At 68.2% G+C, this 26,261-nt stretch carries 19 protein-coding genes; 8 read left to right on the forward strand and 11 right to left on the reverse strand.

All coding sequences use genetic code 11. From position 1 onward, the window contains the following. Positions 1–42: 42 nt before the first annotated feature. From PK98_RS02170 to PK98_RS02180, 3 genes are all read left to right on the forward strand, one after another. Complete coding sequence (locus PK98_RS02170; protein ID WP_039093946.1) at positions 43–1,200, forward strand: mandelate racemase/muconate lactonizing enzyme family protein; 1,158 nt, start codon at positions 43–45, stop codon at positions 1,198–1,200. Next, on the forward strand, positions 1,197–2,453 hold the full coding sequence (locus PK98_RS02175) for an MFS transporter (protein ID WP_039093948.1): 1,257 nt from the start codon (positions 1,197–1,199) through the stop codon (positions 2,451–2,453). Before PK98_RS02170 ends, PK98_RS02175 begins: the two co-directional genes overlap by 4 nt. A 161-nt stretch (positions 2,454–2,614) precedes the next feature. Continuing rightward, the gene (locus PK98_RS02180; protein ID WP_235425368.1) at positions 2,615–5,311 is read left to right on the forward strand and encodes a TonB-dependent receptor; all 2,697 of its coding nucleotides are present in this window, start codon (positions 2,615–2,617) and stop codon (positions 5,309–5,311) included. Positions 5,312–5,392: 81 nt separating this feature from the next. Here PK98_RS02180 and PK98_RS02185 read toward each other — a convergent pair whose 3' ends face one another. Beyond that, positions 5,393–7,036: a rhamnogalacturonidase gene (locus PK98_RS02185; protein WP_235425369.1), complete on the reverse strand. Its 1,644-nt coding sequence runs from the start codon at positions 7,034–7,036 to the stop codon at positions 5,393–5,395. Between the two features lie 79 nt (positions 7,037–7,115). Here PK98_RS02185 and PK98_RS02190 point away from each other — a divergent pair, with 79 nt between their 5' ends. After that, a complete protein-coding gene (locus PK98_RS02190) occupies positions 7,116–9,131 on the forward strand; it encodes a right-handed parallel beta-helix repeat-containing protein (protein ID WP_039093951.1) in 2,016 nt (671 codons plus the stop codon). Between the two features lie 4 nt (positions 9,132–9,135). On the opposite strand, the gene PK98_RS02195 is transcribed toward PK98_RS02190, so the two are convergent. From PK98_RS02195 to PK98_RS02235, 9 genes are read right to left on the reverse strand one after another with little or no spacing between them, the layout of a single operon-like run. Beyond that, positions 9,136–9,960, reverse strand: a complete 825-nt coding sequence (locus PK98_RS02195; protein WP_052207918.1) for a kinase — start codon at positions 9,958–9,960, stop codon at positions 9,136–9,138. Then, entirely contained in the window at positions 9,917–10,867 is a 951-nt protein-coding gene (locus tag PK98_RS02200) for a 2-hydroxyacid dehydrogenase (RefSeq protein WP_039093955.1), read from the reverse strand. Before PK98_RS02200 ends, PK98_RS02195 begins: the two co-directional genes overlap by 44 nt. 3 nt (positions 10,868–10,870) lie before the next feature. Beyond that, positions 10,871–11,641 carry an enoyl-CoA hydratase/isomerase family protein gene (locus PK98_RS02205; RefSeq protein WP_039093957.1) on the reverse strand — a complete coding sequence of 257 codons (771 nt, stop codon included), beginning with the start codon at positions 11,639–11,641 and terminating at the stop codon, positions 10,871–10,873. Next, positions 11,638–12,738 (reverse strand): extracellular solute-binding protein, encoded by a 1,101-nt coding sequence (locus PK98_RS02210; RefSeq protein ID WP_039093959.1) that lies wholly within the window; start codon positions 12,736–12,738, stop codon positions 11,638–11,640. Before PK98_RS02210 ends, PK98_RS02205 begins: the two co-directional genes overlap by 4 nt. After that, on the reverse strand, positions 12,735–13,925 hold the full coding sequence (locus PK98_RS02215) for a CaiB/BaiF CoA transferase family protein (protein WP_039093961.1): 1,191 nt from the start codon (positions 13,923–13,925) through the stop codon (positions 12,735–12,737). Before PK98_RS02215 ends, PK98_RS02210 begins: the two co-directional genes overlap by 4 nt. A gap of 12 nt (positions 13,926–13,937) precedes the next feature. After that, entirely contained in the window at positions 13,938–14,684 is a 747-nt protein-coding gene (locus PK98_RS02220) for an SDR family NAD(P)-dependent oxidoreductase (RefSeq protein WP_152608511.1), read from the reverse strand. Beyond that, on the reverse strand, positions 14,681–15,862 hold the full coding sequence (locus PK98_RS02225) for an aldose 1-epimerase family protein (RefSeq protein ID WP_039096123.1): 1,182 nt from the start codon (positions 15,860–15,862) through the stop codon (positions 14,681–14,683). Before PK98_RS02225 ends, PK98_RS02220 begins: the two co-directional genes overlap by 4 nt. A 56-nt stretch (positions 15,863–15,918) precedes the next feature. Beyond that, the gene (locus tag PK98_RS02230) at positions 15,919–19,002 is read right to left on the reverse strand and encodes an alpha-L-rhamnosidase (RefSeq protein ID WP_052207919.1); all 3,084 of its coding nucleotides are present in this window, start codon (positions 19,000–19,002) and stop codon (positions 15,919–15,921) included. 13 nt (positions 19,003–19,015) lie between these two features. Next, on the reverse strand, positions 19,016–19,996 hold the full coding sequence (locus PK98_RS02235; RefSeq protein ID WP_200884961.1) for a sugar phosphate isomerase/epimerase family protein: 981 nt from the start codon (positions 19,994–19,996) through the stop codon (positions 19,016–19,018). Between the two features lie 49 nt (positions 19,997–20,045). On the opposite strand from PK98_RS02235, the gene PK98_RS02240 reads away from it, so the two are divergent. The 3 genes from PK98_RS02240 to PK98_RS02250 are packed head-to-tail and all read left to right on the forward strand — an operon-like array spanning position 20,046 to position 23,307. Further along, a complete protein-coding gene (locus PK98_RS02240) occupies positions 20,046–20,903 on the forward strand; it encodes a transketolase (protein ID WP_039093965.1) in 858 nt (285 codons plus the stop codon). Then, positions 20,900–21,856 carry a transketolase family protein gene (locus PK98_RS02245; RefSeq protein WP_039093967.1) on the forward strand — a complete coding sequence of 319 codons (957 nt, stop codon included), beginning with the start codon at positions 20,900–20,902 and terminating at the stop codon, positions 21,854–21,856. The genes PK98_RS02240 and PK98_RS02245 overlap by 4 nt, the downstream gene beginning before the upstream one ends. Then, the gene (locus PK98_RS02250; RefSeq protein ID WP_039093968.1) at positions 21,856–23,307 is read left to right on the forward strand and encodes an FGGY family carbohydrate kinase; all 1,452 of its coding nucleotides are present in this window, start codon (positions 21,856–21,858) and stop codon (positions 23,305–23,307) included. The genes PK98_RS02245 and PK98_RS02250 overlap by 1 nt, the downstream gene beginning before the upstream one ends. Here the strand turns inward: PK98_RS02250 and PK98_RS02255 are convergent. After that, positions 23,304–24,581 (reverse strand): MFS transporter, encoded by a 1,278-nt coding sequence (locus tag PK98_RS02255; RefSeq protein WP_039093970.1) that lies wholly within the window; start codon positions 24,579–24,581, stop codon positions 23,304–23,306. The genes PK98_RS02250 and PK98_RS02255 overlap by 4 nt on opposite strands. Positions 24,582–24,674: 93 nt before the next feature. Between PK98_RS02255 and PK98_RS02260 the strand changes: the two genes are divergently transcribed. Then, a complete protein-coding gene (locus PK98_RS02260; protein ID WP_039096125.1) occupies positions 24,675–26,252 on the forward strand; it encodes a DUF5060 domain-containing protein in 1,578 nt (525 codons plus the stop codon). Positions 26,253–26,261 lie beyond the last annotated feature (9 nt).

A 26,261-nucleotide genomic window follows, 5' to 3' on the forward strand; every position in this document is an offset into this window, starting at 1 on the left:
CGTATTGCCTGACCACCCGATGTGGTCGGAGGAGGGGCATCAATGAAGGTCACCGGCTACAGGAGCCTGGTCACATCGCACGATTGGCAGCGACCGGTTGGCGACGTCAACGGGGTTGTCGCCTCGGGCATCACCGAAGTGCCGGTGCTGATCCTGGAAACCGATGGCGGGCTGGAGGGGATCGGCCTGGGGCAGCATGCGGAGATCGACCGGGTCTTCGCCGCGGTGGAAGGCCAGGATCCCCGCGCCGTGCCGGTCCTCTACGACAGCATGCTGTCCCACGTGTTCAAGAGCGGCCATGCCGGCCTGACCTACGGTGCCATCGCCGCGATCGACATGGCACTGTGGGACCTGAAGGCCAAGATGGCGGACGAGCCGCTATGGCGTACGCTGGGCGCCGCCGACCGCTTCGTGCGCGGCTACGCTTCCGGCCTGTGCTACGGGCTGGAGGATGACGCCTTCGCCGCGCTGTATGCCCGCTGGGCCGAGCGTGGCTTCGATGCCGCGAAGATCAAGGGCGGCAAGGACCTGACGCGCGACATCGCCCGGCTGCGCATCGTGCGCGAGATCATGGCGGCCAACTCGCCCGCGCCGGCGCTGATGCTGGACGTCAACGAAAGCTGGAACCGCAAGCAGGCGATCCGCCATCTCGCCGCGATCGAGGCAGCGCACATCGATCTTACCTGGATCGAGGAACCGGTGCGCCGCTGGGATGCGGCCGGCCACGCGGCGATCACCCGCGCGGCCCGCTGCGCGGTGGCCACGGGCGAAAACCTGACCGGCCTTGAACAGTTCGCGCCGCTGTTCGATGCCGGCGCGGTGGACGTGGTGCAGGCCGGCAGCGTGTGGGGCATCACCCATTTCAACCGCGTGGCGATCGCCGCCCATGTGCGCGACCTGCCCGTTTCGCCGGTCGGCTATGACGGCAATCCCATCGCCCACGCCGCCGCCGCGGTGCCGAACATGATCGGCCTGGAGGTGCAGGACTTCAACTGGCCGGTCGGCCTGGATATCGACCAGGAGATCGCCGATGGCGGCATCATCCTGGGTGACCGACCGGGGCTGGGGATCGTGGTGGACGAGGCGGCAATCGCGCAGCAGCGCAGCGAAGGCAGCTGGAACGCCGCGGGCGGGCCGCACAAGCGTCCGCGCGATGCCGGGCTGCGGCTGGTGCCGGATGCCGGACCGATGCTGTCATGACCGCCGCCGCGGCAGAGCCCGCTTACGTGCTGGGCCGTGCGCGCACGCGGCTGCAGTTTTCGCTGATGGCGAACTTCTTCCTGCTGATGGCGCTCTATAGCGGCGTGCTCGGCGTGCTGCTGCCCAACCAGATCGCCATCCTGGATCCGGACAACAAGGCCAACAACCTGGCCCTGCTGTTCGCGATCACCTCCGTCTTCTCGACCTTGGCGACGCCGATCGCCGGGGCCCTGTCGGACCGGACCCGCAGCCGCTGGGGCCGGCGCACGCCGTGGATCGCGGTCGGGTCGCTGGTCGGGTCGCTGGCCCTGTTCGGCGTATCGTGGATGACCAGCCTGTGGTCGCTGATGGTGCTGTGGGTGATGGCGGCCGTCGCCTACAATTCCATGCAGCCGGCGATGACGACCCTGATCGCCGACCGGTTCGCGCCGGAAGTGCGCGGCGGCGTGTCGGGGATCGTCGGCGCGGGCATGACGGCAGGGCTGACCGCCGGCACGGTGGTCGCCGGATACCTCGCCGGGCAGGCGACGCTGGCCTACGGCCTGTTTGCCGCCGCCATCGCGGTATCGTGCCTCGCCTTCGTGACGCTGAACCGCGAGCCGTCGAGCGAGACGATGCCACGCCGGCCGATCCAGTGGGGCGAGTTCGTCCGCGGCTTCTGGATCAGCCCGCGTGAGCATCCGGACTTCGCCTGGGCATTTCTCAGCCGGTTCACCATCTACATGGGGTACCAGGGCGTTGCCGCCTATCTGCTGTACATCTTGCGCGACTATATCGGCCTTGGCGACGATGCCTCCAACATCGCCATCGCCAACATGGCGGTGATCACGCTGGTGGGGCTGGTCGCCTCCGCGCTGATCTCCGGCTGGTGGTCCGACCGGATCCAGCGCCGCAAGCCCTTCGTGGTAGCCGGCAGCCTGATCATGGGCTGTGCCATGGTGATGCCGCTGGTGTTCCCCTCCATGACCGGCATGTGGGCCTACGCCGCAATCATCGGCGTGGGTTACGGCATGTTCATGTCGATCGACATCGCGTTGATGACCCAGGTGCTGCCGCAGAGCGCGCTGGGCGATGAGGGCCGCGACCTGGGGGTGCTGACCACCGCCGTGAACATCCCGCAGATCATCAGCCCGGTCATGGCCGCGACGCTGCTGGGCCTGAGCGGCGGGGATTACCGCACGATCTTCTGGGCCGCGATCCTGTTCGTGTTCGGATCCGCCATCTGCGTTGTCCCGATCCGGGGCGTCCGCTAAACATACTACGTATTACATCATTTGACATTTGCGTGAGCAGGGCGCAGGATAGCGTCACAAGATAATGGTTAGGGATGGGAGAGTTCATGGCACAGGTGAGTGGTCGTGCGCGCCGCGCGCTTCTCGTTGCAACCGCGCTGCAGGCTTCGGCCTGGGGTAGCGTGGCAGCCGCGCAGGTGATCCAGCCGGCACGGCAGTCCGAAGCAGCCGGCGCCGATGCCGCCGTGGTCGACGATAGCGAGATTGTCGTCACCGGCATCCGTGCCGCCGAACGCGCCGCCATCGACATCAAGCGCAACGCGGTGGTCGTGGTCGATTCGATCGTGGCGGAAGATCTGGGCAAGCTGCCGGACAACAATGTGGCGGAATCGCTGCAGCGCATCCCTGGCGTCACCATCGAACGTAACCGCGGCGAAGGACGCTTCGTCACCGTCCGTGGCTTCGGGCCCAAGTTCAACGCGGTGACCGTGAACGGCCGCACCCTGGCGACCGACAACAATGGCCGCGAATTCTCGTTCGACGTGCTGCCGTCTGAAATCATCTCGGGCGCGGATGTCTACAAGTCGCCGCAGGCCAGCATCAACGGCGCCTCGATCGGTGCCACCGTCGACGTGCGCACGATCCGGCCGCTCAACGGGCGCTCCGGCTTCAGCTTCGCCGGATCGGCGGCCGGCATGTGGTCGGAACTGGCCGACAGCTACAACCCGGAAATCTCCGCCGTGGGCAGCTGGAAGAACGATGACGGCACGATGGCATTCGCGCTGGGCGGCGTCTATTCCAAGCAGGAGAACCGCATTGACGAGTTCACCATCGGCGCCGGCCATGTGCGGCGGTCCAGCACTGACAGCTACTACAATTCGGCGGCGCGGCCGGGCGTGCCGGCGCGGCCAGGTGGCCGCATCGGGCCGAACGTCGCGCCGTTCAGCCGCGTGTCGATGCCGTCCAACCTGTCGCCGTTCTTCTTCGAACGCGACCTGACCCGCTGGGGCGTGAACGGCGCGTTCCAGTTCAAGCCGTCCGACCGGCTGACCGTGTCGGTCGACGGCCTGTATTCCAGCGCCCGCTTCGTGGAGCAGCAGACGGGCCTCGCCTACGACTTCGCCGGCGGCACGCTGGTGGAGCAGGTGGTCGAGAACGGCGAGGCGCTGTATCAGCGCTACGTCGGCGGGTTCGTGGACCAGATCATCCAGTACGACGATCGCGACGTCACGACCGACCAGCTGGGCATCAATTTCGACTGGGAGGCGACGGACGACCTGCGCATCAAGCTGGACGGATCGCTGTCCAATGCGAAGCGGCGGGGCAAGGAGAACAATCTGTTCACCACCATCCGGCGCAAGAATGTCGACCTGTTCTGGGATCGGCGCAGCGGCAGCCCGATCTACGATTACGGCTTCACCAGCCCGAACTATGCCGATGCGGCGACCAACCCGAACGGCCTCACCGCCCATTATTACATCTGGGGCGGCGGGTCGAACATCGACGACGAGATCTCCGAACTGCGCGGCGATGCCGAGTGGAACCCGGGCGGCGGCGCGTTCACCCTGTCGGGCGGCGCGCTGATGCAGCGGCGCACCAAGACGATCAATGCCGACGAGACGCCGTTCGCCCAGCAATGCGCCTACTGCGATTCCAACCGCGCCCTGCCGGCATCGCTGTTCGAGAACACCGATCGCGGGTTCTTCCCCGGCGGCGGCGGCAACATCCTGCGCGACTGGCTGATCTACGATCCGTTGCAGCTGGTGCAGCAGATCAACCAGTTCGCCGAAACCGACCGCATCCCCTTCGACCCGGCCGTGTTCTCTCCGTCCGCCTCGTCCGAGGTGGATGAGAAGGTGCGTGCGGTCTACCTGATGGGTGGGCTGGATACCGAGATCGGCGGAATGCCGCTGGCGGTCAATGTCGGCCTCCGGTTCGAGGATACGGATTACACCTCTTCCGGCGCGTCGCGCACCGTGGTCAGCGCGCGCCCCAATGCGGGCGGGCAGAACATCGTGGTGGTGTCGCCGGTCATCCCGGTCAGCTTCCGCGGGCAGTACCAGGACTGGCTGCCTTCGGTGAACCTGCGCCTGTCGCTGACGGACGAGCTGCTGCTGCGCTTCGCCGCATCCAAGGTGATCACCCGGCCGACCCTGTCCGACCTGTCGCCACGCCAGACGATCCAGACCAATCCGGGCAACGAGACGATCCGCCGCGGCAACCCCGACCTGCAGCCGTTCCGCGCCAAGCAGATCGAGGCCGGGCTGGAATGGTACTTCACGCCGGACTCGCTGCTGAACTTCGCCGCTTTCTACAAGGATATCGAGAGCTTCGTCACGCTGACCACGACGCCGCAGGTGGTGGACCAGGTGACGTTCCAGGTGACCGTGCCCGACAATGGCGAGGGCGCGACGGTCAAGGGGTTCGAGATCGGCTACCGCCAGTCCTTCGCCTCGTGGCTGCCGGCCCCGTTCGACGGGTTCGGCGTGCAGACCAGCTACAACTATACCGACTCCAACGCCAACTACACCAACGCGGTCGCCAACGTGTCGTTCGGGCTGGAGGGGCTGTCCAAGAATTCGTACAGCCTGGTCGGCTTCTACGAGAAGTACGGGATCACCGCCCGGGCGGCCTACACCTATCGTGACAACTTCCTGCAGGTCGCTTCCGGGCGCAATGGCGAGCCTGAGTACTTCGATGCCTATGGCCAGCTCGATCTCAGCCTGGCCTACGACATCACGGAGCAGGTCACCGTGTTTGCCGATGCGATCAACGTCAACAACGCCAAGGAGTTCATCTACTCCGTTACGGAAGACCGCACGAAGGAATACCGCCAGACGGGCCGGCGTATCTCCGCCGGCGCCCGCATCCGGTTCTGATCCCGACTCCCCCGCCGGCCCCACCCGGCGGACCCAGGGCGCTCCGGTTCCACGACCGGGGCGCCCTTCGCATGTCGGCGTTCAGGCCGTGCTGATCTGGCCCAGGGCAACGTTCGTGCTGTCCCGCGCATCGACCACCATCGCCCGCTCCGCCGGGGATGTGATCGCGTCGAGGTTGGCGCCGGCAACATGGCGCAGGGCGACGGCGGGGCGCGCATCCGGTGCCCCCAACGACAGGTTGAAGCCGCGCACGGTCAGGCGCCGGGCGTGCCGCGCATACAGGCCGGCGGCGGGCAGCGTGCCGAGATAGCTGACCTCCAGGCTGGTCTCCCGGCGATACTCTGGCTCCCGCGCGGCATCTTCCGCCGTGCCGCCGCCCCGGGCCACGATGTCGATGTCGCGGAAGGTGACGTCCTCCACCGGCGCGTCGGCGATCCCTTCGACCCCGCAGGGGTAGGGCAGCCGGGCACCGGTCACGCTGATCCCGTCGAACTGCACCCGCCGCACTGCGCCCACTGACGTGCCGCGCGGCGCGCGCATGCGGGCGGCATGGTGGATGAACAGCGGGTGGTTGAACGGATCGCGCAAGGTGATGTTCGACACCGACACATCTTCCAGCGTGCCGCCATCGACGATCCCCAGCAGGATCCCGCGGGTCGCGGTGCAGATGCAGTCGGTGATGCGGATGTTGCGGAACCCGCCATTGGTTTCGGTGCCCAGCTTTATCCGGCCGAGCGGTCCGATATTCTCGATATTGTAGTCCGATGGCCGGTAGGTGCCATCCAGCAGCGAGCCCATCAGGTACCCGCTGGTCTTGCAGCCCGTCACCAGGATGTCCTCGCACAGCACCGGGCGCCCCAGCGCGTAGCTGCTCTTCAGCACGATCGCATCGTCCTTCGGCGCGTTGACCGTGCAGTTGACGATGCGGACGTCGCGGCAGGCGTCGATGTCGATGCCGTCGCGATCGGTGTCGATCACCAGCCCGTCGATCTGCACGTTGCTGCAGCCATGGGCGATCACGGCGAAATGGCCGGCCTGCAATATGGTGAAGTCCTGCAACCGCACGCCCCGGCAGTTCATCAGGCCGATCGTCTTGTTGGCACGGCCGACGGCGGCGCGCTCCTCCGGGTTCTGCAGCGCCTGTTCGCGGGGCGTGATGCCCAGCGCGGCGGCCGATTGCCATTGCCCCCGGCCATGCCAGCGCTCGCCCGGACCCGCGCGGTCCAGGCCGATGCCGTGCAGCATGCCCGGCCCCAGTATCGCCACGTTGCTCACGCCGTCGCCCACGATCAGGCTGTTGTGGACATGGGTGATCCCGAAATCCTGGAACTGCTCCTCCATGTAGTTTTCGGGCGGGTCGTAATGCGCGCCATGTGTCTCCGGACTGGCGGCGATGATCGTCGCGCCGGCGGACAGCACCAGCGCGATATTGTCGCGCAGGCGGATGGTGAAGCACAGATAGCGGCCCGGCGGCACCACGATCGTGCCGCCACCGCGCTGCGCCGCCGCCTCGATCGCGCGGTTGATCGCCGGACTGTCGATCGCCACGCCATCGCCGATCGCGCCATGCTGCCGCACATCCTCGAAGATGCCGGCGGCCACGGCGCCGGCCTGGTCGGTCCACCCGGCCGCCATCAGCGTGGCGCCGGAGGCCAGCAGCAGCGACCGTCGATCCATTGCCATTCCTTCGGTAAACATGCGCTCTCCATCATCCCGCGCTTGCATGCGCTCCAAACATAAGACATCATACGTTTATGCAAACCGCTGTCCACCGGCGGATAACAGCAGAGGATCCAGGAGCAGGATGAAGAGTTTTCACGCCCCCCGCTTGCGCGCCGGCATGGCGATCGCTGCGGCGCTGCTGGCCTCCGTCTCGGCCTTCGCGGCGGCGGCGCAGGTGGTGGTGCATGTCGCGCCGGACGGCAACGACCGTGCCGCCGGCACTGCCGAGCGGCCGGTCAGGACCTTGCCCCGCGCGCAGGAACTGGTGCGGGCGGCCAATGCGGGCAATGATGTGACGGTGGTGCTGGCGGACGGCACCTACGACCTCGCCGCCCCGCTCGATTTCCGCAGCGCCGATGGCGGGCAGGGCGCCTACCGCGTGGAATGGCGGGCGGCGGACGGCGCGCAGCCGGTGCTGTCCGGTGGCCTGGCAGTGGCCGGCTTCCGCCTGCATGACGAGGAACGCCGCATCTGGGTGGCCGATGTGCCCCGGGGCATCGACACACGGCAGCTGTGGGTCAACGACCAGCTGGCGGAGCGGCCCTGGATCGAGATCGAGGCCAGCGATGTCGCGTTCTCCGGCACCGGGTTCGACATCATGAACCCGGATCTGGCCTGGGTTGCCGAGGTCGCGCAGCCCGGCCGGATGGAGGTGGAGGCGACCGGCTTCTTCACCGACCGGTATTCGCCCGTGCAGTCGATCTCCGGCCGCACGGTGACGATGCAGCAGCCGGCGTGGGACAACAACAGTTGGGGCTACGACACGATCACCAAGCCGATCTTCCCGGAAGACTCGCGGCTGTTCCTGGTCAACGCGCTGGAGTTCGTCGGCAGGACCAATGACTGGCACGCCAATCCGTATCAGTGGTTCATCGACCCGGAGGCGGGCAAGCTGTACCTGCGGATCGCGCAGGATGACGATATCCGCCAACTGAAGGTCGTGATCCCCCGGCTGGATGCACTGGTGTCGATCGCCGGCACCCCGGCGCAGTCGGTCGAGCGGCTCTCGTTCAAGGGCCTGCGCTTCTCCTATACCAGCTGGCTCGGGCCGTCGCAGCCGACCGGCTATGCCAACCAGCAGAGCGGCGCCTATCTGTCGGACGTGTCGCCGATCCGCCCGGCCGATGCCTGGCAGGAATGCGGCTGGGGCTGCGTCGAGTTCGAATCCATGCGCCAGAAATGGCACCAGATGCCCGCTGCCGTGCAGGTCGCCGCCGCGCGCGACGTCACGTTCGAAGGCAACCGCTTCACGCAGCTCGGCCAGATCGGTCTGGGCATCGGCAACGATCCGACCGCCAACCGCAGCGGCATGGGTCATGCGACCGCGCGGGTGCGGGTGGTACGCAACCACTTCGCCGTCCTGTCCGGCAGCGCGATCATGGCCGGCGGCGTGCGGGAGGATGCGCACCATCCGCAGGACCCCGCGCTGATAAACCGCGACCTGGTGATCGAGGACAATACGATCGCCACCGTCAGCCAGGACTACAAGGACAATGCCGCGATCCTGACCACCTACATCACCGGCGCGCGGATCGCACATAACGACATCACCGACGCGCCCTATGACGCGATCGCGGTGGGCTGGGGCTGGGGCTACAACGATGTCGGCGGCAACCCGAACTATGACGAGAACCAGCAGGGATACGTCCACAACACCCGCTACACCACGCCCACGACGTTGCGCGACACGGTGGTGGAGAACAACCGCATCCATGGGGTGAAGACCTGGTTCATGGATGGCGGGGCGATCTACAATCTGTCGGCCAATCCCGGCGCGGTGATCCGCGGCAACCACATCTTCGACATCGACGACAAGATCGCGATCTACCTGGACGAGGGCAGCAAGCATTTCGACGTGACCGGCAACGTGATCGAGACACGCGGCAAGTGGCTGAACATCAACACCGCGGGCAAGATGTACCAGCGGCGCATCTCGACCGACAATCTGGCGACCGGCAACTGGCACAGCTCCAGCACCACGGGCGGGCGCTGGCTGGCGGAGATCGGCAATGTCGCGCGCGACAATGTGCTGGTGCCGGATCGTGACTGGTCGGTGGAGGCGCGCAACGTGATGGACCGGGCCGGGGTGCGGGACTGACCCCTCAGCCGAGCAATCGGCGATGTTCGTCCAGCGGCAGCGTCAGGTCGGCGCGGGCGGGCATCTCGTGCAGGATGTGGCGGGTCAGCCGTTCGTAATGCTGCACGAAGCGGCCGATCGCGGCGGTGTCCATCAGGCCGGATGCGTCGCCGCCGGTGGCAGCGATCCGCCGGCGAAGTGCCTCCTCCTGCTCCGTGCGCCAGCCCGCGACCACCTCGAAGCCGGGTGCGGCCAGGAGGATCAGCCGGTCGATGCGGCCGAACAGTGCGGCATAGTCCGTGGCAAGGGCTGCATTGACCGCGCGACGCCATGTGCCGTCAGGATCGCCGTCGCGCTCCAGCGGGTTGATCGGCTTGGCCAGGGCAACCTCGTCCTGCGGGATGGCGCCGACGCACCATCCTTCGAAGATCAGCAGATCGACGCCGTCAGCCGGGCCGGTATCTGGCGCAGGCTCGTCCCGCGCCTTGTCGAACCGGGGCAGGGTGACCGGCTGCCCGGCACGGATGCCGTCGATTACCGCGATGCCCCGCGGCACGTCATGGGTCAGCGGCACGCCACGGGTGCGCAGCAGCGGGTGGATCCGGGTGGCGAGCGCGGCGCGGGCGGGGCCGTCGAGATAGAGGTCGTCCAGCGACAGGATGGCGGTGCGCACCCCGCGCGCGGTCATCCGCTCCTGCAAGCCTTCCGCCAGCGTCGACTTGCCCGACCCTTGCGCGCCGCACAGGCCCAGGATCAGCGGCCTGTCGCGACCTGCCAGCCAGCGGCCGACGGCCTGCTCGACCCGGTCAAGCGACCCGGTCACGCGGCTCCTCGCCGGCGAAGAACGCATCGAGATTGTCGGCCACGCGCATGCCCATCGCCACCCGCGTCTCCAGCGTCGCGCTGCCCAGATGCGGCAGCAGGACGGCGTTGCGGCAGCCCAGCAGGGCGGCGCTGACCTCCGGCTCAGCCGCGTAGACGTCGAGCCCGGCGGCGGCGATCGTGCCGGCATCCAGCGCCGCGGCGAGGGCGGCCTCGTCCACCAGCGTGCCGCGCGCCGTGTTCACCAGCACGGCCCCGGGCCGCATGGCGGACAGGAAGGCGCTATCGACCATATGCCGGGTGGCCTCCCCGCCAGGCGCGTGCAGCGACACGATATCGGCATCGGCGGCGAGCGCGTGCGGCGTGGCGCGATAAGTGTCGGCCGGCATGTCGTCGGCCCGGCTGCGGCTGTGATAGATGATCCGCAGGCCGAACGCCTGCGCCCGCTCGGCCGTGGCGCGGGCGATGCGGCCATAGCCGATCAGGCCCAGCGTCTTGCCGGTCAGGCTCTGCCCCAGCATGTGGGTGGGGCGCCAGCCTGTCCATCCGCCGGCGCGCAGCTCGCGCTCGCCCTCCGACGCGCGGCGCGTGGCCATCAGGATCAGCAGCATCGCGATGTCGGCAGTGGCGTCGGTCAGCACGTCGGGCGTGTTGGTGACGACGATCCCGGCCTCGCGCGCGGCGTCCAGATCGACATGCTCGAACCCCGCGCCGTAATTGGCGATGATCCGAGCCGTGCCGCCGGCAATCACCGCACGCGGCAGCCTGTCGGTCACGGTCGGACACAGCGCATCATGGCTGCGCAGCGCGGCGGTCAGGGCAGCGGCGTCGAGCGGCTGGTCGGCGATGTTGAGCGTCACATCGTAATCGCGGGCGAGCCGGTCCTCGACCGCCTGTGGCCAGCGGCGGGTCAGCAGGATGCGCGGGCGGGTCATCGCTCAGCGTCGCCTGAAGTCGGGCTCACGCTTCTCAGCGAAGGCGGCGCGGCCTTCCTGTGCATCTTCGGTGGCGAAGCAGATCGCCTGCAGCTCGCGCTCATATTCGATGGCCTTGTCCCATGGCATGGTAAACGCGGCACGCAGATTGAGTTTCGCGATTTCCGCCGCGATCGGCGCGCGCGACGCAATCGTGCGGGCGATCGCCTGTGCGCGCGGCAGCAGCGCCTCGGGCGCCAGCACCTCGCTGACCAGGCCCCAGGCGAGCGCCTGCTGCGCGTCGATCATGTCGCCGGTCAGCAGCATCATCGCCGCATTGGAGGTACCGACCGAATAGGACAGACCCGCCGCCATGCCGCCGCCGCCGATCCAGCCCAGCTTGATCTCCGGCGCGGCGAAGCGGGCGTTGGCGGAGGCGATGCGGATGTCGCAGGCCATCGCCGTCTCCAGCCCGCCACCCAGTGCATAACCGTTGATCGCCGCGATCACCGGCTTGCGGCAGGCGCGCAGCGCGTCGCAATAATCGGCCCGGTTGCGGAAGTCCCACGGGGTTGCATAGGCATCGAGCGTGGTGATGTCCGACCCGGCGCTGAACGCCTTCTCTCCGGCGCCGGTGACCACGACAGCGCGCACCGCGTCCGACTGGTTGCATTCGCTGATCGCGGTGACCAGCGCATCCGCCATGGCCGGGGTCATCGCGTTCAGCTTGGCCGGACGGTTGATCAGGATCGTGGCGACCCGGTCCGCGATGGTGAAGCTCAGTTCGTCACTCATGTTTCGGCTCCGGCAGGATGGTGGCGGCGATAGGCGGCTTCGACCGCGTCGAGCACCGTGTCCGCGTGTGTCTGGTCGAGCAGGCCTTGGCGCAGCAGGGCCGAAGCCTCCGTCTGGAAGGCGATGGCACCATTGTGGCGTGGCCGCACCAGCGCTGCCTCCAGCGTGGCGCGCGTGGCCGAGTAGAAGGCATTGGCGGCCCGATCCACCGCCGGATCGGTCCAGGCGGATCGGAACGAGGGCTGCCCCTGATGCTGCGGAATGAAACCGCGCTGCGCCGCGTCCGACAGCAGCCAGCGCAGATGATCGAGCAGCGCCGGCGAGATCTCCGCCCGGCGGGAGACGGCAATGCCGGTGCCGCCCAGGGTCGAGCCGATCCGCCCGCCGGGGCCGCAGGGGGCATCGGCGTAGCGTACGGTGCCGGCCGCGGAATAGTTCACATAACCGTAGACCAGCGGGCACAGCGCCGGTCCGTCGCCCGTTGCCATCGCCTCCAGCATGGTGATCGGGTTCATTGCCGCCGCCGCCCGCGTGGCATCGCCGGTCAGGCGGGCCATGATCGCATAGGCTCCGCGGGCGAGGACGCGGTCCATGAAGCTGTTGTCCGGCCGCATCACCGGGGACAGCGCGCCCGCAACCGACTGGAAGCTGAGCGCGGCATGCGGGCCCGCGAGGGAGAGGGCGACCGGCGCGCGGGTCGCCAGCGCGATCACCTCATCCCAGCTTTCCGGCGTCTCGGCCATGTCCCTGCGGCATGCCATCACCTGCGTCGCGGCGTCGAGCGGCAGGGCCCAGTGTGCGCCGGCATAGCGGTAGCTGGCAAGGGACGGACCGATCGCCGCCGCGTGCCACGCCGCGATCTCGTCGGCGGCGAACAGCTCCTCCAGCCGGTACAGGCACCCTGCCGCGACCGCCTCGCCGACATGCGGGTGGTCCAGCACGACCAGATCGTACAGCGCGCATTGTTCGGCGATGGGGCGGGACTCGAAGCCTTCCAGCGGGTGCTTGTTCCACCCGATCAGCGTTCCGCCGGATGCGGCCAGCGCCGCATGGCCGCGCGGATGATCCCAGGTGAGCCCGTGATAGCGCGGCGTCATGCGTGCTGTCTGACGACACCGGACTCGATCAGCTGCGTGATCGCCGCCTCGTCCAGCCCCATTTCGGCCAGGACCGCATGGCTGTGTTCCCCCACCAGCGGTGCCCCGCGGGTAACGGCGGATGGCGTCTTGGAAAAGCGGATGGGGAAGCCCGGCGTCTTCACGCGGCCTTCGGTCGGATGGTCATATTCCACGAAGGTGCCGTTGTGCCTGATCTGCGGATCGTCGACCAGATCGGCATAGCCATAGACCGGCCCGGCCCAGATGTCCGCCGCGCGGAAGGCGGTGAGCCAGTCGGCGCTGGTCTTCGTCGTCAGCCGTTCCTTGATCCGGCCGAAGATCGCATCGCGCTGCGTCCAGCCGTCACTTTCTTCGTCCAGCGTGGCGAAGAACGGATCGTCCAGCACCTCGCCCAGCTTCGCCAGCTTGGCCATGGCGAGCGTGATGTAGCCGTCGCTGGTGGCGAACACGCCATAGGGTGCGCGGATGTAGCTGTGGGCATGCGCCTCGGCCGAGCGGGTCTGCGGCTTGTTGCCCACGGTGAAGACCGACAGTTCCTGCATCTGCAGCGTGGTGATGGCGTCCAGCATGTTGACCTGCACCAGCTGGCCTTCGCCGGTGCGCTCCCGGTGGAACAGCGCGGCCAGCGCACCCTCGAACGCGGAGTAGGCGGTAACGGCATCGACCAGATATTGCCCGGCCGGAGCCGGCGGTTGCCCTTCGGCGCCGGCCGACAACATCGCGCCGGACATGCCCTGCAGCAGCAGGTCCTGCCCGGGATACAGCCGATACGGCCCGTCCTCGCCATAGCCGGACATGGAGACGTAGATCAGCCGCGGGTTGATCGCCGACAGGGTGGCGTAATCGACCCCCAGCCGCTCGGCCACGCCGGGGCGGTAGTTCTGCAGGAAGACATCGGCCGTCTTCACCAGCTCCAGCAGCAGCGCCTTGCCCTCCGGCGCCTTCAGATCGACGGCCAGCGATCGCTTGTTGCGGTTGAGCGAGAGGAACGACACGTTGATCTTGTTGCCCGTCGCCCCGCCGGCGGAGGCATGGCGCTGCCATTCGCCGGAGGTCGGCTCGACCTTCACGACGTCGGCCCCCATGTCGCCCAACCGCTGGGCGGCGAGCGGGCCGGCCATGGCGATGGAGCAGTCGAGCACGCGGATACCATTGAGAATTGTCATGCAATCAGGTCCTCAGGCCATGACCCAGCCGCCGTTCACGTGCAGCGTCTGACCGGTGATGAAGCTTGCCTCGTCGGCAGCGAAGAAGGCGATGGCGGCGGCGATGTCGTCCGCGCTGCCGCGGCGCTTGATCGCCTGCGCGTCCAGCACCATTCGGTCGTAGCCTTCCGGATCCGGGTGGATCTTCTCGGCATCCGTTGGGAAGGCGCCCGGCGCGATGGCGTTGACGGTGATGCCATACGGGCCGAACTCGCGCGCCCAGGCGCGGGTCAGGCCGATCAGCGCCGCCTTGGACGCCACGTAAGGCGACAGGTTGGCCCAGCCGCCGGAGATGGTGATGCTGGAGATGTTGATGATCCGGCCCCGACCGGCGGCCCGCATGCCGGGCAGGGCAGCCTGCACCGCGACGATGCCGGCATCGACGTTCACCCGCTGGACCAGCTGGTGATCCTCGACCGTGAAGTCCTCGAACGGTTTCGACGGATAGATCGCGGCGTTGTTGATGACGACGTCGAACCGGCCGACCTCGCCCAGCAGGCGGTCGAGCTCGGTGCGGAAGGCGGCGAGGTCGGACAGGTCGGCCTGCGACACCACCAGCCGGCCGGTGGTTTCATCAGCTGCGGCGGCCTGCAACTGCGCGACCTTGGCGGGATCATTGTCGACCGCCACCACCGTGGCGCCGCGACGCAGCAGCAGTACCGTCGTCTCCAGCCCCAGCCCGCCGGCCGCGCCGGTGTAGAGCACCGTGCGGCCGTTCACGATGCGCGCCCGGCGATTTCGGGGAAATTGCCGGTCGGCTGCGGGTAATCCTCGTCCGGCTGGCGCTGCACCGCCTCGATCCGTGCGACCGCATCGGCCACGGCCGCGCTGCCGGGCAGGATGCGCAGAACCGTGTCGTACTGCCGCTCCTCGCCATGCTCCAGCCAGATCAGCTCGCCCCGCTCGCGCGCGAAATCCTTGCCCAGCACGTGATTGGTCGAAGGCTCGATTCCCAGCGCATAATGGCCGGCATGGAAGTTCTGCCATTCGTACATGGCGGGAAACTGGCTCTTCAGCGTCTCGACCTCGAAGCCGAAGCCGAGCGCCTCGTTGACCAGCGCGACGTTGACGCGCCCATGCGCATCGGCGGCCATGTCATGCTGCCAGACCTGTTCGTGGAAGTTGCGGATCGGCGCGGGCGCGGTGCGGTAGCCGACGCCCTGGCCACGGTAGTCGCCCTCATGCGCGGCCCACAGCACCTCGCGGATCGGCGCGACATAGCGCGCGCCTTCGGCCAGCACCGGGTGCCCGACATTGATGTGGTAGCAGTACATGTGCGGCGTACGGTAGAACCCGTGGTTTACCACCCGGTCGTGCAGCCGGATCTCGTCGCCGCCGACATCGGCCTCGATCCGGCGGATCAGGTGCAGGTCCTCCCCGAACACGGTCGATTGCTGCACGATCCCTTCGGCCCACAGCACGCAGGTATCGCCGTCCCACTGCTCGCCATAGCCGGTCAGGCGGGCAGGGACCGTGCCGACGCGCCCATGCAGGGAGGAGGATACCTTCTGGCGCGGGCCGTAATGGTAATGGCCAGCGGGGTCGTCATGCATGAACAGCGTGTGGTCCAGCCCGCAGGTGATGTTCAGCCCGGACATGGACCGGAACCAGCCGAGCCCGCCTTCGCCTTCGTAATCGTGCAGCGACGGATGGCGGAAGCCGGAGGGGGAGTGCCAGCCGACGCTGCGCCCGGCATGCTCGCACTCGGCGATGTCCATCGCCCGGTCGACCAGCACGGTGAAGCGCAGGCCGGTGCCGGTGCGGAATTCCAGCAGCCGATTGCCGCGTTCGACACCGTCACCCAGGGTGGACAGGCGCACGCCGGCGAACTGGGACAGGCTGCCGGTCCGCTCCGCCAGTGCGCGCCGGGTCATCGTCTCGCCGAACAGCGTAACCACCACTCTCTCCCATGTGTCGTAAGACGTATGATGATTAGCAAGCTGGTGAGGAGGCGTCAATCGCGCAGGGTGAAGTGGTACTCTCCCGATGGCACGGAGAAGCGGTGGGATGGCAGGTCCTGGCCGTCCGCGACCCATGTGCCGCGATCGGGCAGCTCGACCTCCGCGATGCTGTTCGGCGGAACGGTGAGGGACAGGGCGGTCAGCCCGATGGCATCGCCTTCGGTGCGGGTCGCGATCGGGCCGATGACGGACTCATATCGCGCATGGACCGGCCCGACGTCCGGCAGCCACAAGGGCCGCACCGCGATCCGGCGGAAGCCCGGCGCCGCCGGTGCGATCCCGGCAAGGCGGCGGTAGAAGAAGCCGACCACCGCGCCGAAGGCGTAATGGTTGTAGCTGTTCATCGCCAGATCGCCGGTGTCGCCGTTCCACCGTTCCCACATGGTCGTCGCCCCCTGCGCGACCATGTAGCCCCAGCTGGGATAACCGGTCTGCAGCAGCAATCCGCTGACCTCCTCCAGCAGGCCCGCATCGGCGAGCACGTCCAGAATGTAGGGCGTGCCGAGGAAGCCGGTCGACAGCTTCATGCCGCGTGCGCGGATGTCGTCGGCCAGCACCCGCGCGGCGGCAGCGCGCTGTCCGGGCGGGACCAGTCCCATATGCAGGGCCAGCACCTGGCTGGTCTGGCTGCCATTGCCTGCGGTGCCGTCGCCGCGCAGGTACTCGGCCGCAAAGGCCTGTCCGATGCCGGTGCGCAGCCGCGCGTAATGCGCGGCATCGGTGTCGCGGCCGGTGGCAGTGGCCATCCTCTCCATCAGGTCGGCGCACCACGCCCAGTAGGCGGTGGCGCACAGGCCGCGCGGGGTGGTCTCGTCATCGGGCTTGATCGCGTCGACGGACAGCCAGTCGCCCAGGTCCAGCCCGCGTTCTTGGCGCCAGATGCCGTCGGGATTGTGGCTGGCGACATGGTCCATCCACGCCTGCATCGCCGCCCAGTTCTCCTCGATCACGGCGGTGTCGCCATAGCGTTGCCACAGCTGCCATGGCAGGATCACGCCCGCCTCGCTCCAGCCTGCAGTGACCACGTCGGGGTAGGATTGCGGCTGCGGCACCACGATGGGGTAACCGCCATCGGGCCGCTGCGCGGCGCGCGCCTCGATCAGGAAGCGGCGCAGGAACGGGCCGACCTCCATGTTGAAGGCCGCGGCATCCGCGAAGACCTGGATATCGCCCATCCAGCCCATCCGCTCGTCCCGTTGCGGGCAGTCGGTCGGCACGGCGAAGAAGTTGGACTTCTGGCTCCACATGGCATTGCGCCAGATGCCTTGCAGCAGCGGGGCCCGGGGGAACTCCAGCGCGCCGGTGACGCGGCAATCATTGTGGACCACCACGCCGGCCACATCCTCCGGCCCGGGTGTGCCAGGATAGCCGTCCAGCTCGACATAGCGGAACCCATGATAGGTGAAGCGCGGCTCCAGCAGCTCGGCCTCGCCGGTGCCGTCGCCGGAACCTGCCAGCGTGAAGCGGTCGGTGGCGCGGGCGAGGCGCAGGTTGGCGAGGTCGGCGGTGCCGTCCGGGTGCAGCAGCTCGGCAAAGCGGGCGGTGATGGTGGTGCCTGCCGCACCCCGTGCCGCGATCCGCACCCAGCCGGAGAAGTTCTGCCCGAAGTCGAACACGAAACGCCCCGGGACCGGCTCGCTGACGGACAGTGGCCGCAGCTCCTCCACCGGGCGCAGCGGCGGGGACGTCAGCGGCAGCAGCGCGACGCCAGGGTCGGCGCCGAGCTTCACCGGCACCCAGTCGCGTGACTGCCGGCGCGCATCGACCGTCTCGCCATCGTAGATCTCGGAGGTCAGGATCTGCGACGATGCGATCCGCCAGTCCGGGCCGGTGGTGACCCATTCATGTGAACCATCGGCGTAGTCGAGCCGCAGCTGCCCCCGGAACCGGCGCGGCGCAGGGCCAAAGGCGTAGCGTTCGATCCGCCAGCCGAACGGGCTGGCATACCAGCCATCGCCAACCAGCACGTCGATCGCGTTCGTGCCCGCCACGATCAGGGGCGTGACGTCACAAGTCTGGTAGAAGATATGCCGCGCGGCGACGCTGATCTCCGGCGAGAGCACCGCGTCGGACACCCGCTGCCCGTTGATCGACAGGTCGTAGGCCCCCAGCGCGGTGGCGTAGAGGCGGGCAGCAATGATGTTGCCGCGCGCCTCAAAACGGCTTTGCAGGCGCATGACCGGCTCGGACGGGCGGGGATCGTTGTGCGTATTCGCGCCGCTGGTCACCGCGGCTGGCCAGCCGCCGGCATCGAAGCCGGGTGCCTGCCAGCCCTGCGGGGGATCGACGCACACATGCCAGGCCGGGCCGCTGACGACCGGCATGACGGAGCCATCCCGCCGGTGTAGCCGGACCAGCGCGGCAAAGGCCCCGCCATCGACCGGGAAGAAGCCTGCGACATCCGCCTGCGCCAGCGCGCAGATCGTCCGCGGGATGGCGCCGGAGGGCACCACGACCGGGCTCAGCGTGCCCCAATATGGCAGCGGCGTGTCATAGCCCCATGGCTGGTCCAGCGCAGCCGGTGCTCCGTCGATCCACACGCCGCGCAGATGGTCCTTGCCCGATACCAGCACCTCCACCCGGATGATGTCGTCGGGCAGGTCGAGGTCGAGGTCGAGCCGGAAGGCATGGGGCCGCGGGTCGAGCGCCGTCTTGCTCCAGATCCAGGCGAGGCCCGCAGCGCGTTCGGCGGCGGCGCCGGCATCCTCCGCCTCCAGCCAGTCGCCGCGCCAGTCGCCGGGTTCCAGCAGGCCGGCCTCGAACCAGGTGGGCGCGGCGCGGGCGACCAGGCCGCGATTGTCAGTCACCTCGACCGACCACCACACGCGCTGCATGGAGGTGAGCGGCGGGCCGCCATAGCGGATGTCGAAGCAGGCATCGGAGCGGACGACGCCGCTATCCCACAGCGGCGGTCCGGCCGCGTCCGGATCGGCGGCGGCGCGGATGCGGTAGCTGTGCTGCGCCACGCCGGCCGCGGTCGCCTCGATCCGCCATGACAGGCGCGGATGGCGCACATCCGTACCGAGCAGTCGGGTGGTCTGTTCGGCGCGCAGGTCGGTGACGGCAAGATCGGTCAAGGCGATGCAGCCCTCAGTACGAACTGAACAGCGCAGCGCGCGCCAGGTTCAGCGCGGTGACGGCATCCTGCCGGTCCTGCGCCGCCTGCATCCCCTCGAAATCGAGCTTGTCGAGTGCGCGCTCGACCGCCTTGAGGAAGCCGATCGCGGAATTGGCGGCGGCCACGGAGTCCTCCCGGAAGGGAAACTGGTCAAGTTGCCACACGCCTTCCCAGCCATTCTTGCGCAGGGTGTAGAAGAACTCGAACAGCTCGATCGGGTGCACGGAGCCGGCGATCAGGTCGTCGTCCCAGCCGCGGAGGTTGTCGTTCACGTCCATGCCGAACAGGCGCCCATGATCGATCGCCAGCTGCGCCGCATCGGCCGGGCTCTCCCCGCCATACAGCGAATGGCCGAAGTCGAGCAGGATGCCCACATTGGGCAGGCCCATCTTCTCGATGCCGAGCAGGGTACGCGCCACGCTGTCATAGCTCATGTGCACGCGCGGTTCGCGCGGCTTGTATTCTATGACGAACTTCAGGTCCGGGTTCTGGCCGGCGAGTTCCGCCACGCCGTCGATGCTGGCCTGCCACAGCTTGCGGTGATCGACCTGGAAGGGATAGTCCCACCCGTCCTGCCCCGGCCACAGCTTTACGTAATCGGCGCCGAACCGGCGGACCACGTCGGCCGCGTCGTTGCACATCTCGTTGGCCAGCCGGCGGATGCCCGCATCCGGGTTGGTGAAGGCGCCTTTGGCGAACTGCCTTGTGTAGATCTCCGGCGTGATGCCGATCACCGACAGGCCGTTGCGCTGCAGCGCCTGTTCGACCGTGTCCAGCGACAGGCTGGGATCAACGAACGGGTAGTTGATGTCCACTACCGTCAGATCCTCCACCTGTCCGGCGAGATCGATCATCTCCAGCAGCGATCGCGCCTCGCCGTAGCCGTCAGTGGCGTAGCGATCCACATAGGTGGCGAAGTGCCAGATGCCGGCGCCGTAGCGTTGCGTGCCCATTGTCATCCTCCCGATTGCTTCGCGGCGCTGAGGGCCGTATGGTCATCATATGACAGACAAGTTGAACCGGAACAACATCGAGCAGCGCGCCGCCCGCACCCGGGAACGCGCCGGGTGGATGCGGCAGCGGCTGCTCGGCATGATCGTGGCGGCGGGCCAGGGGCATCCCGGCGGCGACCTGTCGGCGACCGATATCCTGGCCAGCCTGTATTTCGATGTCCTGCGGATCGATCCGGCGATGCCCGACGCGCCGGACCGGGACCGGTTCGTGATGAGCAAGGGGCATTGCACCGGCGCGCTGTATTCCGCGCTGGCCGGGCGCGGCTTCTTTCCGGAGGCGGAGCTCGACACCTACCTGAAGCCGGGATCGCGGCTGAACGGGCATCCCAACCGTACCTACCTGCCGGGGGTAGAGACCAATACCGGGCCGCTGGGGCATGGCTTCCCCGTCGCGGTCGGCATTGCCATCGCCGGGCAGATCGACCGCACCGATTACCGCACCTTCGTGCTGACCGGCGACGGGGAACTGCAGGAAGGCAGCATGTGGGAAGCGGCGATGCTGGCGGGTCACCGCAGACTGGGCAGGCTGACGGTGATCGTCGATCGCAACCGCCTGCAGCAGGGTGCCCGGACGGAGGACACCAATGCGCTGGAGCCGCTGGCGGACAAGTGGCGCGCTTTTGGCTGGCAGGTGGCGGAGGTCGACGGGCATGACCATGCCGCGCTGCTGCAGGCGCTCGACGCCGCTGCCGCTCCGCGCGACGTACCGCTGTGCATCATCGCGCACACCTTCAAGGGGCATGGCGTCAGCTACATGCGGGACCAGGCCGGCTGGCATCACGGCGTGCCGAATGCAGAGCAATATGCGGCGGCGCTCGCCGAACTGGAAGCGGAGGCGGGACGATGAGCGGGGCTGCACCGGCACAGGGCATGTTCGATTGCCGCGACGCCTATGTCGCCGCGCTGGAGGAGCTGGCCGCGGATGATCCGCGCATCGTGGCGGTGGTGAACGATTCTGTCGGCTCGTCCAAGCTTGGCCGGTTCCGCGACCGTTTCCCCGACCGGCTGATCAATGTCGGCATCGCCGAACAGAACATGGTCGGCGTGGGGGCCGGGCTGGCCAATGGCGGCAAGGTACCGTTCGTCAGCGGTGCCGCCTGCTTCCTGACCGCGCGGGCGATGGAGCAGATCAAGGTCGATTGCGCCTACAGCCAGGCCAATGTGAAGCTGTGCGGCATCTCCAGCGGAGTGGCCTATGGCGAACTGGGCGCGACGCATCACAGCATCGAGGATGTCGCCTGGCTGCGCGCCATCGACAGGCTGACGGTGATCGTGCCCGCCGATCCGTGGCAGACGGCGGCGGCGATCCGTGCGGCGGCGGCGCATGACGGACCGGTCTATCTGCGCCTCAGCCGCATGCCGGTGCCGCAGCTGGCCCGGACCGACGCGACGTTCCGGATCGGCGTGGCGGAGACCCTGCGCGAGGGTGGCGACCTGGCGATCGTGGCGACCGGCACGCTGGTCCACCGCGCACTTGCCGCGGCGGAATCGTTAGCGGCCGAGGGGATCGGGGCGCGTGTGATCAACATGGCCACCGTGTCGCCGATCGACGTGGCGGCACTGGCCGAAGCGGCGGCGACCGGCGCAATCGTGACGGCGGAAGAAGGGCTGGCGCATGGCGGCCTGGGTGGCGCGGTCGCCGAATGGTGCGCGCGCCATGCCCCGACACGCATGCGGATGCTGGGCTTTCCCGGCTTCCTGCCGACCGGATCGGCGGACTGGCTGATGGAGCAGCACGGCCTGACCGCCACCGGCATCGCCGCCGCCGCCCGCGAGGTGCTGCAGGCGAAGCCCGGCTGATGAGCGGACCGCTGATCCTGGCGATCGACCAGGGGACGACGAACACCAAGGCGGTGCTGCTGGCGGCGGATGGCCGCGTGATGCAATCACGCTCACGCGCGCTGCGGCTGTCCTTCCCGCAGCCCGGCTGGGCGGAGCAGTCGGCGGCGGAGATCCGGGAGACGGTGGCGGCGCTGATCGCCGAGGTGGCGACCCCCGGGATCGTGGCCGTCGCGATCGCCAACCAGCGCGAGACGGTGGTGATCTGGGACGCGGCAAGCGGGCAGCCGGTCACCTCCGCCGTGTCGTGGCAGTGTCAGCGTTCGGCCGCGCGCTGCCGCGAGTTGCAGCATCGCGGAGTGGCGGACGAGGTTGTCCGGCGCAGCGGGCTGGGGCTGGACCCGATGTTCCCCGCGGCCAAGCTGGCGGTGCTGCTCGACAGCCTGCCCGGTGGGCGCGAACGGGCCGCACGGGGCGAGCTGCGCTGCGGCACGATCGACAGCTGGCTGCTGTGGAATCTGACCGGCGGCGCGGTCCATGCGACCGATCACAGCAACGCGTCGCGCACGCAGCTGTTCAGCCTGGATACGCTGCAATGGGATGCCGAACTGGCGCGCATCTTCGACGTGCCGCTGGCCATGCTGCCGGCGATCATGCCGTCCGACAGCCAGTTCGGCATGGTCGCACCCGGATACGGCCTGCCGCCGGGCACTCCGATCCACGCGATGCTGGGCGACAGCCATGCCGCCCTGTTCGCGCATGGTATCGAAAGCCCGGGCGCTGTGAAGGCGACGATCGGCACCGGCAGTTCGCTGATGACCCCGACACAGGGGCGCGTCCAGTCGACGCATGGTCTTTCGGGCACGATCGCCTGGTCGCGCAGGGGGCAGGTGCAGCACGCGCTGGAGGGCAACATCTCGGTGTCCGGCCATGCCGCGGCGTTCGCGACCGCGCTGCTCGGCCTGGCGGACGAAGATGCGCTGACAGCGCTGGCCGCCACCGTGCCTGACAGCGGCGGGGTGACCTTCGTGCCGGCGCTGGCGGGGCTCGGCGCGCCGTACTGGCGGCCACAGGCGCGCGGGACGATCCATGGCATGACGCTGGGCACGCAGCCGGCGCATGTCGCGCGCGCCACGCTGGAGGCGATCGCGCACCAGATCGGCGACGTCCTGGACGCGATGGATGCCGATCTCGGCACCCGCACCACCAGCCTGTCGATCGATGGCGGGGCGGCGGGCAATGTCGTGCTGGCGCAGCTGCTGGCCGACCTGACCGGGCGCACCATCCGCCGCCCGCAGGCCGCCGGCGCGAGCGCGCTGGGTGTGGCCCGGATGGCGATAAGGGCGCTGGGGCTGGATGACGGCGGCTTGCGGCTGCGGGCGGACGACAGTTTCGTGCCGACCCTGCCGGACGCCACCCGGCAGGCGATCCGCCGCGACTGGCACGCCGCGGTGGATCGCGCTTCGGCCTAGGCCATCTCCTCCTCGAGCTCCTCCAGCGACTTGCCCTCGTTCCGGGGCGCGCCGAGGAAGCCGATCAGCCCGCTCAGCACCAGGAACCCGGTGAGGATCCAGGCCAGGGTCTGGAACCCGGTCGCGGTCAGCAGCGGCACGAAGAAGCTGAACACGCCCAGCGAGATCCGGACGATGCCGAACATCAGCCCCTGTGCGGTGCTGCGCAGCAGGGTGGGGAACATCTCCGCGCTCCACAGCTGGAAGAAGCACTGCGCGCCGAACCCCTGGCCGACCGCCATCAGGAACACGTGCAGCAAGGCCATGGGCAGCGTCAGCGGGAAGATCGCCAGCAGCGCCATGCCGATGACCTGCATGATGGCGGATACCAGGAACAGCAGCCGCTGGTTCACCCGGTCCGACAGTTTCATGAAGATCAGCCAGATCGACAGCATCCCGATGAAGAAGCTGAGCGACTGGATGGCGACCGACATGCCCTGGCTCTGATTGCCGACGGTGCGCAGGATGTAGGGGAAGAAGAACCCGTTGGTGCCGGCCCACAGGTTCCACATGCCGTACATGCCGATCAGGAACGCCATTGGGCCGATCCATTTCGCCTGCATCAGGTCGCGCAGGCGTGCAGGCTTCGCGGCGGTGCCGGCCGCCTCCTGTTCGACCTGCGCGTCCAGCCAGCGCTGCGATTCCTTCATGCGGGATCGCAGGAAGGTGAGGCCCAGCGCCAGCACGGCAAGGTGGCCGAACACGATCCGCGCGCCCAGCAGGCCCAGCGGTTCCAGCACCAGGAACATCAGCAGGACGACGACCGGGCCGAGATACCACAGCACCTGCGCAACGCCGCTGTGCTTGCCGCGCGATCCCTTCGGCGCGGCCTCCGCGATCAGCGACCACGAGGCCGGAATGTCCGCGCCCACGGCGAGGCCGACCAGGAAGAAGCCGATCAGCACCATCCACGCATTCATCGCGAAGATCAGCCACAGCATGCCGAAGGCGTAGAACAGCATATCGTACTGGTAGATCTTCTTGCGCCCGAACAGGTCGCACAGCCGCCCGCCGATGAACGCGCCGAGCCCGGCCGAGATGGCGTTGGGCCCCAGCGCGCCGATCAGCCCGACGAAGCTGGGGCTGAGGGCATACTCCTCCATCCACAGCGCCAGCGCGGCGGAACCGGCGACGATCGATCCGGCATCGATATAGTTGGCGAGGCCCGCCAGGATCGTGTTCTTCCAGTCATCCTTCTGCGTGCCTGGTGCTGCCAGGTTCTGCTCGCCCGCCATCTGCTCTCCCCATCGTCTTGCTTCCAAACAGCATATGATATTATGTTTGTGCATGCCAACCGCGAAATGCGGTGTCGAGCGGGAGGAATGTCGATGACGATCACGCGCCGGGTGCTGCTGGGCACCACGCTGGCCACAGGGGCCATGGCCGTCGCGCCGCATGCAGCGGCCGCCCGCGGCACGCAGGTGGAGCGGTGGGGCGTGCACGAGATCGTGCTGGACGGACCGGCAGGCGGCAACCCGTTCGACGATGTACGCCTGACGGGCCTGTTCCAGTCGGGCGAGCGGCAGATCGAGGTGCCGGGCTTCTATGACGGTGCGGGTGTGTACCGCATCCGCTTCAGCCCGCCCGATCTGGGGCAATGGCGCTGGCGCACCACCAGCAATGTCGCCGCACTGGATGGTCGCACCGGCGCGTTCGACAGCGTCGCGCCTGGTCCTGGCAATCGCGGGCCGGTGCGGATCAGCCGGGACGGGTATCACTTCGCCCATGCCGACGGCACGCCGTACCGGCCGGTCGGCACCACGTCCTATTCCTGGGCGCTGCAGTCGGATGCCCGCTGTGCGGAGACGCTGGCGACGCTGAAGGCGGCGCCGTTCAACAAGATCCGCATGCTGGTGTTCCCCAATGTCGCCTCTGTCGCCACAGACCCGTTCGTGCGGACCGGCGGCGGGCCGAAGGACTGGGATCCGACCCGGCCCGATCCCGACTATTTCCGCCGGTTCGAGGATCGCATCATCCGGCTGGGCGAGCTCGGCATCGAGGCGGACGTGATCCTGTTCCACCCTTATGACGCCACGCGCGGCTATTCCGGGATGATCCGCGCGGATGACGAGCGCTACCTGCGCTACGTCGTCGCGCGCTTCGGCGCATACCGCAATGTGTGGTGGTCGATGGCCAACGAATACGACATCGTCGAAAGCAAGACGGTCGCCGACTGGGACCACCTGTTCCAGGTGCTGGTCGCGGCCGATCCGCACGACCGGCTGCGATCGATCCACCAGCTGCATGTCTATTACGATCATCGCAAGCCGTGGATTACCCATGCGAGCGTGCAGCATGGCGCCGCACCGCTGGATGACGGGCGGGTCCATCCGCACCGGCTGTTCGCGCAGAAGGCGGTGATCTTCGACGAGGTGATCTATGAAGGCAATTCCTCCAAGCGCTGGGCCCGGCTGAGCGGCGAGGAACTGGTGGAGCGGTTCTGGTGGGGCACGCTGGGCGGCTGCTATGTCGGCCATGGCGAGGTATTCAGCAGCGAGGACAACCCCGACATTTCCTGGCTGGGGCAGGGCGGTGCGCTGCACGGCACCAGCCCGCCGCGGCTCGCCTTCCTGCGCCAGGTGCTGGAGGATGCGCCGATCCCGGGCATCGATCCGCTGCAGCAGTTCTGGGACTATCACCTGGGTGGGCGCGATTTCACCTGGTACCTCAAATATTTCGGGCGCGAGCAGCCGACCGAATGGCAGATGCGGCTGCCGACCCGCGCCGCCGATCCGCATCATCAGTTCCGCGTCGACGTGCTCGACACCTGGAACATGACGGTGACGCCGGTGGAGGGCGTGTTCAACATGGTGCAGCTGGACGAATATGACGTCCACGATCCTGCGCGGCCCACGGTGGCGCTGCCGGGCAAGCCCTACATCGCGCTGCGGATCGTGAAGGTCTGAGGCCGACAA

The organism is Croceibacterium mercuriale (genome assembly GCF_000802385.1).
GTDB classification, from domain to species: Bacteria; Pseudomonadota; Alphaproteobacteria; order Sphingomonadales; family Sphingomonadaceae; genus Croceibacterium; species Croceibacterium mercuriale.